Source organism: Clostridium saccharoperbutylacetonicum N1-4(HMT), assembly GCF_000340885.1.
GTDB classification, from domain to species: Bacteria; Bacillota; Clostridia; order Clostridiales; family Clostridiaceae; genus Clostridium; species Clostridium saccharoperbutylacetonicum.
The window spans coordinates 4,249,994-4,263,780 of record NC_020291.1; the positions used below are offsets into that span (position 1 = coordinate 4,249,994).

The following is a 13,787-nucleotide window of genomic DNA, read 5'->3' on the forward strand; positions in this document are numbered from 1 at the left end:
TTTTAGCTTAATAATCCTCTAGTAAAAACGCTAATTCTCACGCTTAAACTATATATACCCACTACATATTTTAGCAAATTATTACATTAAACTCAATAAGCAATACAATTGGTATCTTTTAATTCAACAAATATTTCTTTATTATACAATATTTTTAGTTTTTTTCAGCAAATATGATAATCTCTTTATCAAATTCCCTTTGTGCAATATCAACAAGTTGAACTATTTGTTTGTAAGTTGCATTATCAATATGAATACCTACAATGACAGTAACATTAACTTGAAGTTTTGAAGCTGCTTTCTCAGCCATCTGAGTAGCCAGTTCCCCTTCTTTATGATGTGGTAACTGTTTGCAAGATACAGTAACCCCCTGTTCATCAAAATAAGCTGTTGCTACAGCTCCTATATGAGCCAACCCACCAGTTACTATAAAAATAACATCTTTTCCTACAAAATGACTTTCTACAGAAATGTTAGGAAGTATTTCATTTTTATTCATTTATGTAACCACCCTCTTAATTAAATATAGCTTTACTTCTACGACTTTACTTATTTTAAATCACTCTAAAAATCCTGCTTTTATTAATTTATCTAGTGCATTTTCTTGAACTTCTTTTGGAAATGCACCTTTATATGAACTTGTAATGTGATAATCAGCATATTCTAAATCTTCAGGCCATAAGCAATTAAAAATACATGCTGTTGTTTTAAATACTTTCTTTTCTTCTGAATCTAAATATGGAATTAAACCTATTACTCTACTATCTGGTCTAAAATATATCTCTTTTGATTGATGATTACGAGTTCCAAAGGCCCATATTACTTGATTTGTATCAGTTGGATCAATATCATCATTTACAACAATAATTTTAGGCGAAAGAAAACTTCCTTTACAGGCATATACGGCATCTCCAATTTTCTTCATAAACTCCTTAGTGTTGCACTTCAATATTTCTCTCCATTTTTTAGGTATCGTAATAACAAGCCAAGTACAAGCAACTTCAAAAGGCATCCATACCATTGTTACTGGAATTTTATGCTTTCTTAAGCTATTTAATATTTCAGCACATGCTCCAATTCCCATTACTGGATGATCATCATCAATTGGTGCTCCAGCTACAACTATAGGATAAATTGGTTTATTTCTATATGTCATAGCTGTCACATTATATATGGGTTTTTCTGACTTTGAGTTTTTTATTAGATAACCAGAATACTCTCCCATTGGTCCTTCCATCTCAGTTTCACTTGATGATAATGTTCCTTCTAAAATTATTTCTGAATTAGCTGGTACAAGAATATCATTAGTTTCTGCCTTAATAAGTTCAATAGGTTCTCCATAATACCCACTTATATAATCTGCTTCATTATTTCCCTCTGAAACCAATGTTGATCCTGCAACAAGTGGTATCATTGGTTCAGTTCCAAATGCAATTGCAAATGGTGTATTCTTACCGATGTCTGCCCACATCTTTCTAACCTTTCCTATATGTTGTCCACCAGCAACCATACCTACCATTGTTCTTTTATCTTTAATCATAATACGAGCAATTGACCAGTTAATCCACTTCTTATCTGGAGATTGAACCATAATTGTTCCCCACGTATTAATATATCTTCCCCCATCACCATCATGAGCATATGGCACTGGAAGTTTAAATAAGTCAACATCTTCACCTAATAAAATATTTTCCTTACAAGATGCGTTAGAAACTATTGTAGGAGGAACTGGATTTTTGCTATACCCTTCAACTAACGCTTCTAAGATTTCTTTACCTGTTGAATTTGGTTTCATTCCTATGGAAATTGCATACCGTGATAAATATAAATCTTTTTGTCTACTTACTCCAGCTGGAGCCCCTATGGCACGAAAACCTTCTTCAACATCTTTAATTTTATTAAAAAGTGGTGAAGGAGCCCCGTTTTCATTACACCAACGAATAATTGCTCCCATTTCTAAATTCCAATCTACTTCTTGATTAATTTCTTTTACTTCTCCAATTTCATTTAATTTTTCTATATAACCTCTAAAACTTTTAATCCTATTCATGTAAACACCTCCTAATTTTTTAATTTAATAAATATTAATTACAAAAAATAAAAAGTTAAATTTTCATATTGCTTGTCAAGACAAGTAAATATTGATAATCACTTACAGACAATTAATAAATACTAAAAGCTTTAATTTTCTAAAAGTATCAATATTCTATAATCCTTTTTAACATTTTCTTCATCGTCAAAATTTCTTCTTCAGAAAGATTTTTTAACATTCGTTTCCTATAATCAATTATTAATGGCTGTAAGAGATTAAGCAAATTCTGTCCTTCCTCTGTAAGAAAAACAAAATTATTTCTCTTATCTTTACTATCTACAATTTTTTGAACGTAACCTTTTAATTCTAATTTTTTTAATATCCTAGTTATATTTGCTTCATCTTTATAAGATTCATGTGCCAATTGTCTTTGGGTTTTCCCTTTTGATGGATCTATATCAAGTTTTGTAAGCAAAGTAAATTGCTCTGGAGTAATATCGTATGGCGCTAGCACAGAATATAATTCGTTCTTATTTATTGCTGCAGCAATCCCTAGCAAATATCCTAATGAATTATCAAATTTATTCATATTTACATTTCCTCCAATAAAATACTTGTCTTAACAAATATTTTATCTTTTTCAATTATCCTTGTCAAATTTAAAAAAGCCATTCTCATATGAATAGCTTTTAATTCTAATTTTTTATTCATATCATCAATAAATCTTAGGTAAAAAAACATTTACTATTTTTACTTATTACTAGTATAATTATCTCTAATTTGCAATTGGTTCGACTAATAGCAATTCTCCTAATTGTTTAATATCCTTTGTAATACCTTGCAAATCATTATTTAAGTTTCTAGAATACTCAATAACCAAGTCCGTATCTGGAGTTGATCTTTTATATATTTTTATGAATTTTTCAAAATCTATATTTCCATCATAAATCCTATTGTGTTCGTCTATCCACCCATAATTATTATGAACATGATAAGCTACTATTTTAAATTTAAGCTTTTTAATTACTTTTTCTAAATTCCAACCATTACAATTAGCATGACCTATATCTAGTACTACTTTATTGGGAATAAATCTACATAACTCAATAAATTCATTCTCATTAAGCAACATATTATCATTGCTAAGCACACCACAATTCTCTACTACTATTTCTTGATTGTACTTCTTAGCTATATTGTTTATCTCCATTAAATTTTCATTTGAATTTTTTATCATCTCTAATTTTTCTTTAAATGATACTTTTCTATTATTATGATGATAAATAATATAGTTACTATTTAACATTTGCGCATATTCTAAGGTTTTTTTCATATAATCCATAGTGCGGTCATAGGCCGAAGTTCCTTTTTTTGCTGAATGTTCAGAATTATAATATGGACCATGGAAGGATATATTTCTGCTTTTAATCTTATTAATATTTTCTTTTAACTTATTTTCAAACTCTGCATCATTCCAAATTGGAAAGATTTCAATTCCAACATTTGTATCCTCTGTTATCTCTAGCAATTCAAACAATTTTTCAAATTCTTTCGTATTATATAGATTAGTACTAATTAAAATTCCCATTAATTTGCCTCCTTATTTTTTGGTTATTTTCTATGTACTTTTCTATTTAAGATGCTTTAATATTATACTTTTTAACTACAACATCTTCTGATAGAACTTTTTAAGAAATCGGAATAGCCTTTGATTATTTTCTCCTTCTAATTATATCTTTCATTTGTTAAAGATTAATTATAGAACTGTAAAATCCAATTATCATTCTTGTTAATTTAATTCAAAAAAACCGATAGTTATAATAACTATCGGTTTATCTTACCTCGCAACGTCCTATTCTGCCACACAGTCTCCCATGCAGTACCATTGGCGCTATAGACCTTAACTTTCCTGTTCGGAATGGGAAGGAGTGTTACCTCTATGCCATCACCACGAGATATTAGCTTTTCCCAAATCTACGATTTGGTTGAAAAACTTATGCAAATCAGATTAGTGATTTGTATTCCTTATGAACTGTACTCAGCGAACGAATGTGAGTCGAGTTTCCTTTAAAAAAGAACTCTAATTCATCGCTTATACAATTTTTCAGTAATTTTGTAATTACTTTACTTGAAAGATTTGTTCTTTCAAAATTGCACATAAGTGAGAGTCCAAAAAGTGATGCTCCAAATTTTACATTTGGTTAGCAGAACTTTCTCTGCGAGCTTTTACATTTGGTTTCTCGAACTTACTCAGCGAACGCCAGTGAGTCGAGTTTCCTCTCTTTTTAATGTATTTTTTACAACTTAACTTATTGGTCAAGCCCTCGACCTATTAGTATCAGTCAGCTAAATATGTTACCACACTTACACCTCTGACCTATCAACCTTGTAGTCTTCAAGGGGTCTTACTAGCTTATGCTATGGGAAATCTCATCTTGAGGGGGGCTTCACACTTAGATGCTTTCAGCGTTTATCCCTTCCCGACTTAGCTACCCAGCTATGCTTCTGGCGAAACAACTGGTACACCATAGGTCAGTCCATCCCGGTCCTCTCGTACTAAGGACAGCTCCTCTCAAATTTCCTACGCCCGCGACGGATAGGGACCGAACTGTCTCACGACGTTCTGAACCCAGCTCGCGTGCCGCTTTAATGGGCGAACAGCCCAACCCTTGGGACCTACTTCAGCCCCAGGATGCGACGAGCCGACATCGAGGTGCCAAACCTCCCCGTCGATGTGAACTCTTGGGGGAGATCAGCCTGTTATCCCCGAGGTAGCTTTTATCCGTTGAGCGATGGCCCTCCCACGAGGTACCACCGGATCACTAAGCCCGACTTTCGTCCCTGCTCCACTTGTAGGTGTCGCAGTCAGGCTCCCTTCTGCCTTTGCACTCTTCGAACGATTTCCGACCGTTCTGAGGGAACCTTTGGGCGCCTCCGTTACATTTTAGGAGGCGACCGCCCCAGTCAAACTGCCCACCTAACAATGTCCTGTCACCAGTTTCATGGCATCCAGTTAGAACTTCAATACTATCAGGGTGGTATCCCAACAACGACTCCACTAAAGCTGACGCCCTAGTTTCCCAGTCTCCCACCTATCCTGTACAGACAATACCGAAATTCAATGCTAAGCTACAGTAAAGCTCTACGGGGTCTTTCCGTCCAATCGCGGGTAGCGAGCATCTTCACTCGCACTACAACTTCGCCGGATTTGCAGTTGAGACAGTGCACAAGTCATTACGCCATTCGTGCGGGTCAGAACTTACCTGACAAGGAATTTCGCTACCTTAGGACCGTTATAGTTACGGCCGCCGTTTACTGGGGCTTAAGTTCATACCTTCGCATTACTGCTAAGTATTCCCCTTAACCTTCCAGCACCGGGCAGGCGTCAGCCCCTATACATCAGCTTTCGCTTTAGCAGAGACCTGTGTTTTTGTTAAACAGTTGCTTGTGCCTATTCTCTGCGACCTGCTTTCGCAGGCACCCCTTCTCCCGAAGTTACGGGGTCAATTTGCCTAGTTCCTTAACTGCAATTCTTCCGTCGGCCTTAGGATTCTCTCCTCATCTACCTGTGTCGGTTTGCGGTACGGGCACTACTTCTCTCTCTAGATGCTTTTCTTGGAAGCATGGAATCAGATACTTCGGTTCCGTAGAACCTTCCCCATCACGCCTCAGAATTGTTGGAACGGATTTGCCAATCCCAACTCCCTAAACGCTTAGACTAGCATCCAATAGCTAGCACATCCTATCCTTCTCCGTCACACCCTCGATATTAACGATGATAGTGGTATTGGAATATCAACCAATTGTCCATCGACTACGCCTTTCGGCCTCGCCTTAGGTCCCGACTAACCCTGAGAAGACAAACTTTACTCAGGAAACCTTAGATATTCGGCCTGTAGGATTCTCACCTACATCTCGCTACTAATGCCAACATTCTCACTCGTAATCAGTCCACCGCTCCTTTCGGTACGACTTCAGCCCGATTACGACGCTCCTCTACCGCTCACGCATAAGCGTGAACCCGTAGCTTCGGTGGTAAGTTTGAGCCCCGGACATTTTCGGCGCAGGATCTCTTGACTAGTGAGCTATTACGCACTCTTTTAATGAGTGGCTGCTTCTAAGCCAACATCCTAGTTGTCTTAGAAATCCCACATCCTTTTCCACTTAACTTACACTTTGGGACCTTAGCTGACGATCTGGGCTGTTTCCCTTTTGACCATGGAACTTATCTTTCACAGTCTGACTGCCGGACTGATAGTATATGGCATTCGGAGTTTGATAAGGTTCGGTAAGCGCTATGCCCCCTAGCCTATTCAGTGCTCTACCTCCACTACTCACATTTTCCGACGCTAGCCCTAAAGCTATTTCGAGGAGAACCAGCTATATCCGAGTTCGATTGGAATTTCTCCGCTATCCACAGCTCATCCCATGCTTTTTCAACAGCAACGTGGTTCGGTCCTCCACGAGGTTTTACCCTCGCTTCAACCTGGCCATGGATAGGTCACCCGGTTTCGGGTCTACAGCATGCAACTAATCGCCCTATTAAGACTCGGTTTCCCTTCGGCTCCGTACCTTAAGTACTTAACCTCGCTACATACCGTAACTCGTTGGCTCGTTCTACAAAAAGCACATCATCACACACGTAAGGTGCTCTGATCGGTTGTAGGCATATGGTTTCAGGTTCTATTTCACTCCCCTCCCGGGGTTCTTTTCACCTTTCCCTCACGGTACTGCTTCACTATCGGTCATCAGGTAGTATTTAGCCTTGGGAGGTGGTCCTCCCTGCTTCCCACAAGGTTTCACGTGTCTCGTGGTACTCTGGTGCAGAACTGTTCATTATTATTTTCACCTACAGGACTATTACCCCCTATGGTCCAACTTTCCAGTTGTGTTCGGTTAACAATAATTTCACGTTATGTTCTGTCCGCAACCCCAGAGATAAATCTCTGGTTTGGGCTCTTTCCTTTTCGCTCGCCGCTACTAAGAAAATCGATTTTTCTTTCTCTTCCTCCAGGTACTTAGATGTTTCAGTTCCCTGGGTTTACCTTCATAAAGCTATGTATTCACTTTATGATACATGGGGTTTCCCATGTGAGTTTCCTCATTCGGAAATCTTCGGATCTCTGACTATGTGCGTCTACCCGAAGCTTATCGCAGCTTATCGCGTCCTTCATCGGCTCCTGATGCCAAGGCATTCACCATACGCCCTTTGTAGCTTGACCTTTGGTTCGCTTGCTTATTAGCACCAATAACTTCGTCAGCTGCAAATTTTACTCACTCACGTACATGAAGTACGCTCGTTTCCTAAAATTTTTGCTTCCTCGTTCTTGTCCCTACTAAGCTTCGCTTTTGGCAAATTAATTATTTTATTCAAACACTTAATTTACCTAGTCATATCACAAAGAATATATATTCTTGGCTTTGTTGTATTTTATATATACATCAAATCTATGTGCAATTTTCAAAGAACAACTTGCTTGCTTATTACCACCAATTGCTTCGTCAGCTGCAAATTTTATTCATTCACTTACGTGAAGTACGCTTCATTTCATAAAATTTTTGCTTCCTCGCACTTGTTGCTACTAAGCTACGCAACAATTTTGCTGTTTTTTAGCAAAATTTTTTTGAAAGACTTAGTCTTTCAAAATTGAACAGAACAAATACTTTAAGCAACCTGTCGAGTAAGTATTTTAATTTTGATACATAAATGTATCTGTACTAGCCAAACATCATGTTGGTCTAGATTTCTCCATAGAAAGGAGGTGATCCAGCCGCAGGTTCTCCTACGGCTACCTTGTTACGACTTCACCCCAATCGCTGACCCTACCTTAGGTCGCTGCCTCGCTTGCGCGTTAGCTCACGAACTTTGGGTATTGCCAACTCTCATGGTGTGACGGGCGGTGTGTACAAGGCCCGGGAACGTATTCACCGCGACATTCTGATTCGCGATTACTAGCAACTCCAGCTTCATGTAGGCGAGTTTCAGCCTACAATCCGAACTGAGACTGGTTTTAAAGTTTGGCTCCACCTCGCGGTTTAGCATCTCTCTGTACCAGCCATTGTAGCACGTGTGTAGCCCTAGACATAAGGGGCATGATGATTTGACGTCATCCCCACCTTCCTCCCGGTTAACCCGGGCAGTCTCGCTAGAGTGCTCAACTAAATGGTAGCAACTAACAATAAGGGTTGCGCTCGTTGCGGGACTTAACCCAACATCTCACGACACGAGCTGACGACAACCATGCACCACCTGTCTTCCTGCCCCGAAGGGCTTCCTCCATTACAGAGTAATTCAGGAGATGTCAAGTCTAGGTAAGGTTCTTCGCGTTGCTTCGAATTAAACCACATGCTCCGCTGCTTGTGCGGGCCCCCGTCAATTCCTTTGAGTTTTAATCTTGCGACCGTACTCCCCAGGCGGAATACTTAATGCGTTAGCGGCGGCACGGAGGTCATGACAACCCCCACACCTAGTATTCATCGTTTACGGCGTGGACTACCAGGGTATCTAATCCTGTTTGCTCCCCACGCTTTCGAGCCTCAGTGTCAGTTACAGTCCAGAAAGTCGCCTTCGCCACTGGTATTCTTCCTAATCTCTACGCATTTCACCGCTACACTAGGAATTCTACTTTCCTCTCCTGCACTCTAGATATCCAGTTTGGAATGCAGCACCCAGGTTAAGCCCGAGTATTTCACATCCCACTTAAATATCCACCTACGCTCCCTTTACGCCCAGTAAATCCGGACAACGCTTGCCACCTACGTATTACCGCGGCTGCTGGCACGTAGTTAGCCGTGGCTTCCTCCTCAGGTACCGTCATTATCGTCCCTGAAGACAGAGCTTTACAATCCGAAGACCGTCATCACTCACGCGGCGTTGCTGCATCAGGGTTTCCCCCATTGTGCAATATTCCCCACTGCTGCCTCCCGTAGGAGTCTGGGCCGTGTCTCAGTCCCAATGTGGCCGATCACCCTCTCAGGTCGGCTACGCATCGTCGCCTTGGTGAGCCGTTACCTCACCAACTAGCTAATGCGACGCGGGTCCATCTCATAGCGGATTACTCCTTTAATTGCTGCACCATGCGGTACTACAATCTTATGCGGTATTAATCTTCCTTTCGAAAGGCTATTCCCCTCTATGAGGTAGGTTACCCACGTGTTACTCACCCGTCCGCCGCTAATCCATTCCCGAAAGAATTTCATCGCTCGACTTGCATGTGTTAAGCACGCCGCCAGCGTTCGTCCTGAGCCAGGATCAAACTCTCAATAAAAAGTTTAATCTTAGCTTACTCAAATAAAAATTGCTGGTTTACTTAAATGTATTTATCTTATTCTGTTCAATTTTCAAAGACCATTTTCTTTCTTACAGCTTTCGCTATAATCTTTAATCGTTTGCTGTCGTTTCTGATAACCTATTAATTATATCATCACCTAGATGCTCTGTCAATAACTTTTTTCAGAATCTTTTAAGCTGTCTTTATAACTTTTATCAATCAATTCATTTAAAATTGTTGATGCATCTCAGCGACGTTTTTCATCTTAACATTTTCATTTATGTCTGTCAATAACTTTTTTATTCTTTATTTTAAGTTCTAAATTAATACTTTATACCTAAATTTAAGAAATTCTGAAAAAAGTGAGAATCTAAAATCAATTATATTTATTCAGTAATTGCATTTTCCCTAAACTCTCAAACAAAAACCTAATTGTGATATAATAAAAACAAGCGAACATCAAATTAGTTCAAATAAAAAGTAGTATTTGCAATATAAATAAAAATGCACTTAACCTATCTATAACAATATGGAGGAAATATCAGTTGAAGATAATTATATCACCAGCAAAAAAGATGCAGTTAGACACAGAAATCGAAAAATATAATATGCCCTGTTTTTTAGACAAAACAGAATTATTAATGAAGTATATTCAAAATTTAAGCTATGACGAAGCTAAGATTTTATGGAAATGTAGTGATAAAATTGCTAAGACAAGCTTTGAATACTTCACTAATATGAATCTTACGGAAAAACTTACTCCTGCTATATTAGCATACGAAGGAATACAATATCAGTATATTTCTCCAAATGTATTTGATCTTGATCAATTAGATTATGTTGAAAATCATTTATATATTCTATCTGGTTTTTATGGAATTCTTAAACCATTTGATGGCGTCGTGCCATATCGTCTTGAAATGCAAGCTCCAATAAAGCTTTCAGGTTATAAAGACTTATATGATTACTGGGGGGACAGCTTATTTAATAAACTATATAAAAATACAAATATTGTCTTAAACCTTGCATCTAAAGAATATAGCAAATGTATTGAAAATTATTTAAATAAAAAAGTTCAATTGATATCATGCACTTTTGGTGAGTATAAAGAAGGTAAAATTTTAACCAAAGGAACCTTAGCTAAAATGGCCAGAGGTGAAATGGTTAGATTTATGGCTGAGGAAAAAATTGAAACAATATCAGAAATAAAGAACTTTAATAGACTCGGTTATAAATTTAATAAGGAAAAATCAAATAATAAAAATATTGTCTTTATAAAAGAATAGGAGGATGAAAAAATTATGTTAGAATTCGGAACAAAGGCCCCTGATTTTAAGCTATTAAACCAAGATGGAAAGGAAACATCACTATCAGATTTTAGAGGTAGGAAAATTGTATTGTATTTTTATTCAAAAGATAATACTGCAGGATGTACAAAGCAAGCTTGCGGTTTTGCAGAAAGATATCCTGATTTTCAAGAAAAGGGTGCAGAAGTTATTGGTATAAGTAAAGATTCTGTAGAATCTCACAGAAAATTTGCTGATAAGTACAATCTAAACTTCACTTTACTTTCAGATACAGAGAAAAAAATTATTGAAGCTTATGACGTGTGGAAAGAAAAAAATATGTATGGGAAGAAGACAATGGGTGTTGTAAGAACTACATATTTAATTGATGAAAATGGAATAATTATAAAAGCCTTTTCGAAGGTAAATGCTGCAAAAAATCCAACCGATATGTTAGAAACCATCTAAATTGATTAGATTAAAAGTAGCTTTCACAGTTTATGTTTAACTGTGAAAGCTACTTTTTATACAACAAACCTCCTCAAGATTACACAAAACGAAACAAACAAAAGTTTAACCTTAATGCAATTAATTTTTTCATAAAGCAAATCCCCTTCGCAATAAAAACATTATTCACTGCAATATCATATATTATTAAACTTCGTTACTATATTTAAAAATTTACTTTTACAACAAACGGAATCATTATTAATAAATATGACTATTTTTAGCAAAATAGTGCTAAAAATGTAGTTGTTAATTTACTTAATTGGATGTTATAATATATTTTGTCATTTATTGATAGAGAAAATAATATTAGGGGTGTAAATAATGATGAAAAAAAGAATACTTAGTTTTACAGTATTAGTAGTACTGCTATTTAGTTTTCTATTTAGTGGGTGCGATACTAATGCCGCAAAAAATTCAGCGGACATTTACTGTTCATTGATTTTTAAATCTGATGCTCAAAACATTCAAAAAATAGGTTTATCAGATGCCGATAAAGATAAGCTAATAAAAGACTATCAAGATAAGATAAAGAGTGAATTGAAAAAAAACCTTCTTTTGATGGGATATGCTGCTTCAGATGAACAATTAAATTCAATCTCTGATGCTTATAAAGAAGCACTTTCAAAAATCACTTATGAGACCAAACAAATTTCTAAGTCAGTAGATCAAGCTGAAGTAGAAATCTCAGCTACTAATTTTGATATAAAAAAAATAGATGAAAAAGCTTCTGTCGCTGCTTTAGACGAAACTGACAAAATGAATTTTGCAAACAATGATGAAGAAAATAAAAAATTTAGCGAAATTTATTTAGTCAAACTTGCTGAAGAATTGAAGAGTGCTGAAATAAGCTCTGATAAAGCTTCAAATACCTTTAAATTTAAAAAAGTTAACAAATATTGGGTTGCAGATGATGAAACTAATTTTGGATATAAATTAGTTAGATTAGCAACCTCTAAAGACAATCATGATTTAAGTATTAACGAAGAAAGTATTTCTCCAAAAGAAAGTGCTGAAGTTTTCTGGAATCTAGTAATCAAAGAAGATAGCAGCGGTATGGAGAAACTTGGTTATAGCAAAGCATTTGGAGATAGAATTATTAAGGGTATGAATAAAACTGATTTTAATGATTTCAAAAAACAATTTTCTAAATTAGGTGTTTCATTATCTGATAGCCAAATTCAAAGCATACTAGATGCATTAAGAAACGGAATGAGTAAGACTTCTGCAACTTTTGAAGAAGTATCTAAAGCAAATAATACAGCGCAAGTTAAAGTTACTTCAACCTCTTTAAACTTAAACTCAATTGTAAATCAGGTTGGAACCACAACTAAAAATCAAGTAATATCTGGAAGAATTACTGATAAGCAAAAAATTATGGATGCTTTTGCTACAAACCTTATTAATGCAATTAATAACGCACAGATAACTTCTGGTAGCAAATCAAACTCTTTTAGCTTTACTAAAATTGGAGATTTATGGATACCATCAAATACTAAAAAGTACATTGAAACTATTGGAGAAATGAGTATGAATTAATTTATAAAGCAGATGAAATATTTTCATCTGCTTTATATTTTCATATCCATCAACTCCTAATCCATTATTTTTAAAGCAGTATTCATAATAATTACAAATTTCTCTGGAACTACAGTAACTTTACCTCCAAATATTTTTCCCAAAGCATCTAAAAAGTTTAATATCAACATAGCTTCTTTATCATTAATGATGTCATTAAAGGCATCCTTATTTTTTACAAAAAGATTAAGCTTTAGTGTATCAATATTTTTAATATTTAAGAGTAATTCTTCTTTTTTTGCTTTCCACGCAATAACTTCCAAAACCTTATTAAATATTAATTCTAGGACTTTTCTATTTCCCAAATAATTAATATTAACAACATTTTGATCATCAAAAATAACAGCCACATTATTTTTTTTCAACTCATCAAACCCATCTCTAAAAGCATTTAAATTAAATACTTCAATAACACTAGGTACTGTTTCTAAATATTGAAAAAACACCTTATCAATTTGTTCACTGAAAGGTTTTTGTCTTAGACATTCGTCTCTTAAAAGCTCATACATATTGTTTTTTATATCAAAAATAATTTTACTCACAGCTTTAATATAAGCTATGTCCTTTTGACTATTCTTTATTAAGTCATTATTCATATTTAACATTTTTTGATATAACTTGTTCTTTTCTAATAGTTGAATCTTAAAAGCTTCATTTTCATCCTCTAATTTATAATATTTTATAGCTTCATGAATTGCTGGAAGAAATTCTTCTTCATTATTCCAAGGTTTTGTAATATATTTAAAAACGCCAACTTTATTAACCGTTGCTATTACCTGGGACATTTGAGCATATCCCGAAAGCACCATTCTAACAGTATTAGGAGATATTTCTTTAACTTTTTCCAAAAGATCTAATCCATTCATCTTTGGCATTCTCATATCTGTAACAATAACAGCAATCTCATTATTTTCAAATTCTTCTAAAGCTTTTTCTCCACTCATAGAAAAAAGAGATTCGAAATCTTCAAGTAATGTTATTCTTTTTATTGCATTTAATACATTAAGTTCATCATCTACAAAAAGTACTTTAATTTTTTTCATCTTGTCTCCCCCTTTAAAATATGCCCTTAAATTAACAAAGCATCTCAATTTTTCTGAGATGCTTACCATT

General features: G+C 35.6%; 9 protein-coding genes and 3 rRNA genes. 3 read left to right on the forward strand and 9 right to left on the reverse strand.

Annotated features, from left to right (window positions below; all coding sequences use genetic code 11):
* Positions 1–154 precede the first annotated feature (154 nt).
* The 8 genes from lpdD to CSPA_RS19075 form a co-directional block, all read right to left on the reverse strand.
* Positions 155–499, reverse strand: a complete 345-nt coding sequence (lpdD, locus tag CSPA_RS19045) for a prenylated flavin chaperone LpdD (RefSeq protein ID WP_015393996.1) — start codon at positions 497–499, stop codon at positions 155–157.
* Positions 500–559: 60 nt separating this feature from the next.
* Positions 560–2,050, reverse strand: a complete 1,491-nt coding sequence (locus CSPA_RS19050; protein WP_015393997.1) for a UbiD family decarboxylase — start codon at positions 2,048–2,050, stop codon at positions 560–562.
* 148 nt (positions 2,051–2,198) lie between these two features.
* On the reverse strand, positions 2,199–2,621 hold the full coding sequence (locus CSPA_RS19055) for a MarR family winged helix-turn-helix transcriptional regulator (protein ID WP_015393998.1): 423 nt from the start codon (positions 2,619–2,621) through the stop codon (positions 2,199–2,201).
* A 2-nt stretch (positions 2,622–2,623) separates the two neighbouring features.
* On the reverse strand, positions 2,624–2,773 hold the full coding sequence (locus CSPA_RS29815; protein ID WP_017810463.1) for a hypothetical protein: 150 nt from the start codon (positions 2,771–2,773) through the stop codon (positions 2,624–2,626).
* Positions 2,774–2,807: 34 nt separating this feature from the next.
* Entirely contained in the window at positions 2,808–3,620 is an 813-nt protein-coding gene (locus CSPA_RS19060) for a sugar phosphate isomerase/epimerase family protein (protein ID WP_015393999.1), read from the reverse strand.
* A 251-nt stretch (positions 3,621–3,871) separates the two neighbouring features.
* Positions 3,872–3,988: ribosomal RNA gene (gene rrf / locus CSPA_RS19065) — 5S ribosomal RNA — on the reverse strand.
* 356 nt (positions 3,989–4,344) lie between these two features.
* Positions 4,345–7,254: ribosomal RNA gene (locus CSPA_RS19070) — 23S ribosomal RNA — on the reverse strand.
* A gap of 533 nt (positions 7,255–7,787) precedes the next feature.
* A 16S ribosomal RNA gene (locus CSPA_RS19075) occupies positions 7,788–9,300 on the reverse strand.
* Together the 16S, 23S and 5S rRNA genes form the textbook arrangement of a ribosomal RNA operon.
* A gap of 548 nt (positions 9,301–9,848) precedes the next feature.
* Between CSPA_RS19075 and yaaA the strand changes: the two genes are divergently transcribed.
* The 3 genes from yaaA (at position 9,849) to CSPA_RS19090 (ending at position 12,635) form a co-directional block, all read left to right on the forward strand.
* A complete protein-coding gene (yaaA, locus tag CSPA_RS19080; protein ID WP_015394000.1) occupies positions 9,849–10,589 on the forward strand; it encodes a peroxide stress protein YaaA in 741 nt (246 codons plus the stop codon).
* Between the two features lie 15 nt (positions 10,590–10,604).
* Positions 10,605–11,057, forward strand: a complete 453-nt coding sequence (gene bcp / locus CSPA_RS19085) for a thioredoxin-dependent thiol peroxidase (RefSeq protein WP_015394001.1) — start codon at positions 10,605–10,607, stop codon at positions 11,055–11,057.
* 363 nt (positions 11,058–11,420) lie between these two features.
* Positions 11,421–12,635, forward strand: coding sequence for a DUF5105 domain-containing protein (locus CSPA_RS19090; protein WP_015394002.1), 1,215 nt, complete (start codon positions 11,421–11,423; stop codon positions 12,633–12,635).
* A gap of 56 nt (positions 12,636–12,691) precedes the next feature.
* On the opposite strand, the gene CSPA_RS19095 is transcribed toward CSPA_RS19090, so the two are convergent.
* A complete protein-coding gene (locus CSPA_RS19095) occupies positions 12,692–13,717 on the reverse strand; it encodes a response regulator (protein ID WP_017810462.1) in 1,026 nt (341 codons plus the stop codon).
* Positions 13,718–13,787: the final 70 nt, after the last annotated feature.

Excerpts from the sequence above, each read along its gene's own strand:
- lpdD (WP_015393996.1), bottom strand. The coding sequence starts at position 499 with ATGAATAAAAATGAAATACTTCCTAACATTTCTGTAGAAAGTCATTTT.
- CSPA_RS19050 (WP_015393997.1), bottom strand. The coding sequence starts at position 2,050 with ATGAATAGGATTAAAAGTTTTAGAGGTTATATAGAAAAATTAAATGAA.
- CSPA_RS19055 (WP_015393998.1), bottom strand. The coding sequence starts at position 2,621 with ATGAATAAATTTGATAATTCATTAGGATATTTGCTAGGGATTGCTGCA.
- CSPA_RS29815 (WP_017810463.1), bottom strand. The coding sequence starts at position 2,773 with ATGTTTTTTTACCTAAGATTTATTGATGATATGAATAAAAAATTAGAA.
- CSPA_RS19060 (WP_015393999.1), bottom strand. The coding sequence starts at position 3,620 with ATGGGAATTTTAATTAGTACTAATCTATATAATACGAAAGAATTTGAA.
- bcp (WP_015394001.1), top strand. The coding sequence starts at position 10,605 with ATGTTAGAATTCGGAACAAAGGCCCCTGATTTTAAGCTATTAAACCAA.
- CSPA_RS19090 (WP_015394002.1), top strand. The coding sequence starts at position 11,421 with ATGATGAAAAAAAGAATACTTAGTTTTACAGTATTAGTAGTACTGCTA.
- CSPA_RS19095 (WP_017810462.1), bottom strand. The coding sequence starts at position 13,717 with ATGAAAAAAATTAAAGTACTTTTTGTAGATGATGAACTTAATGTATTA.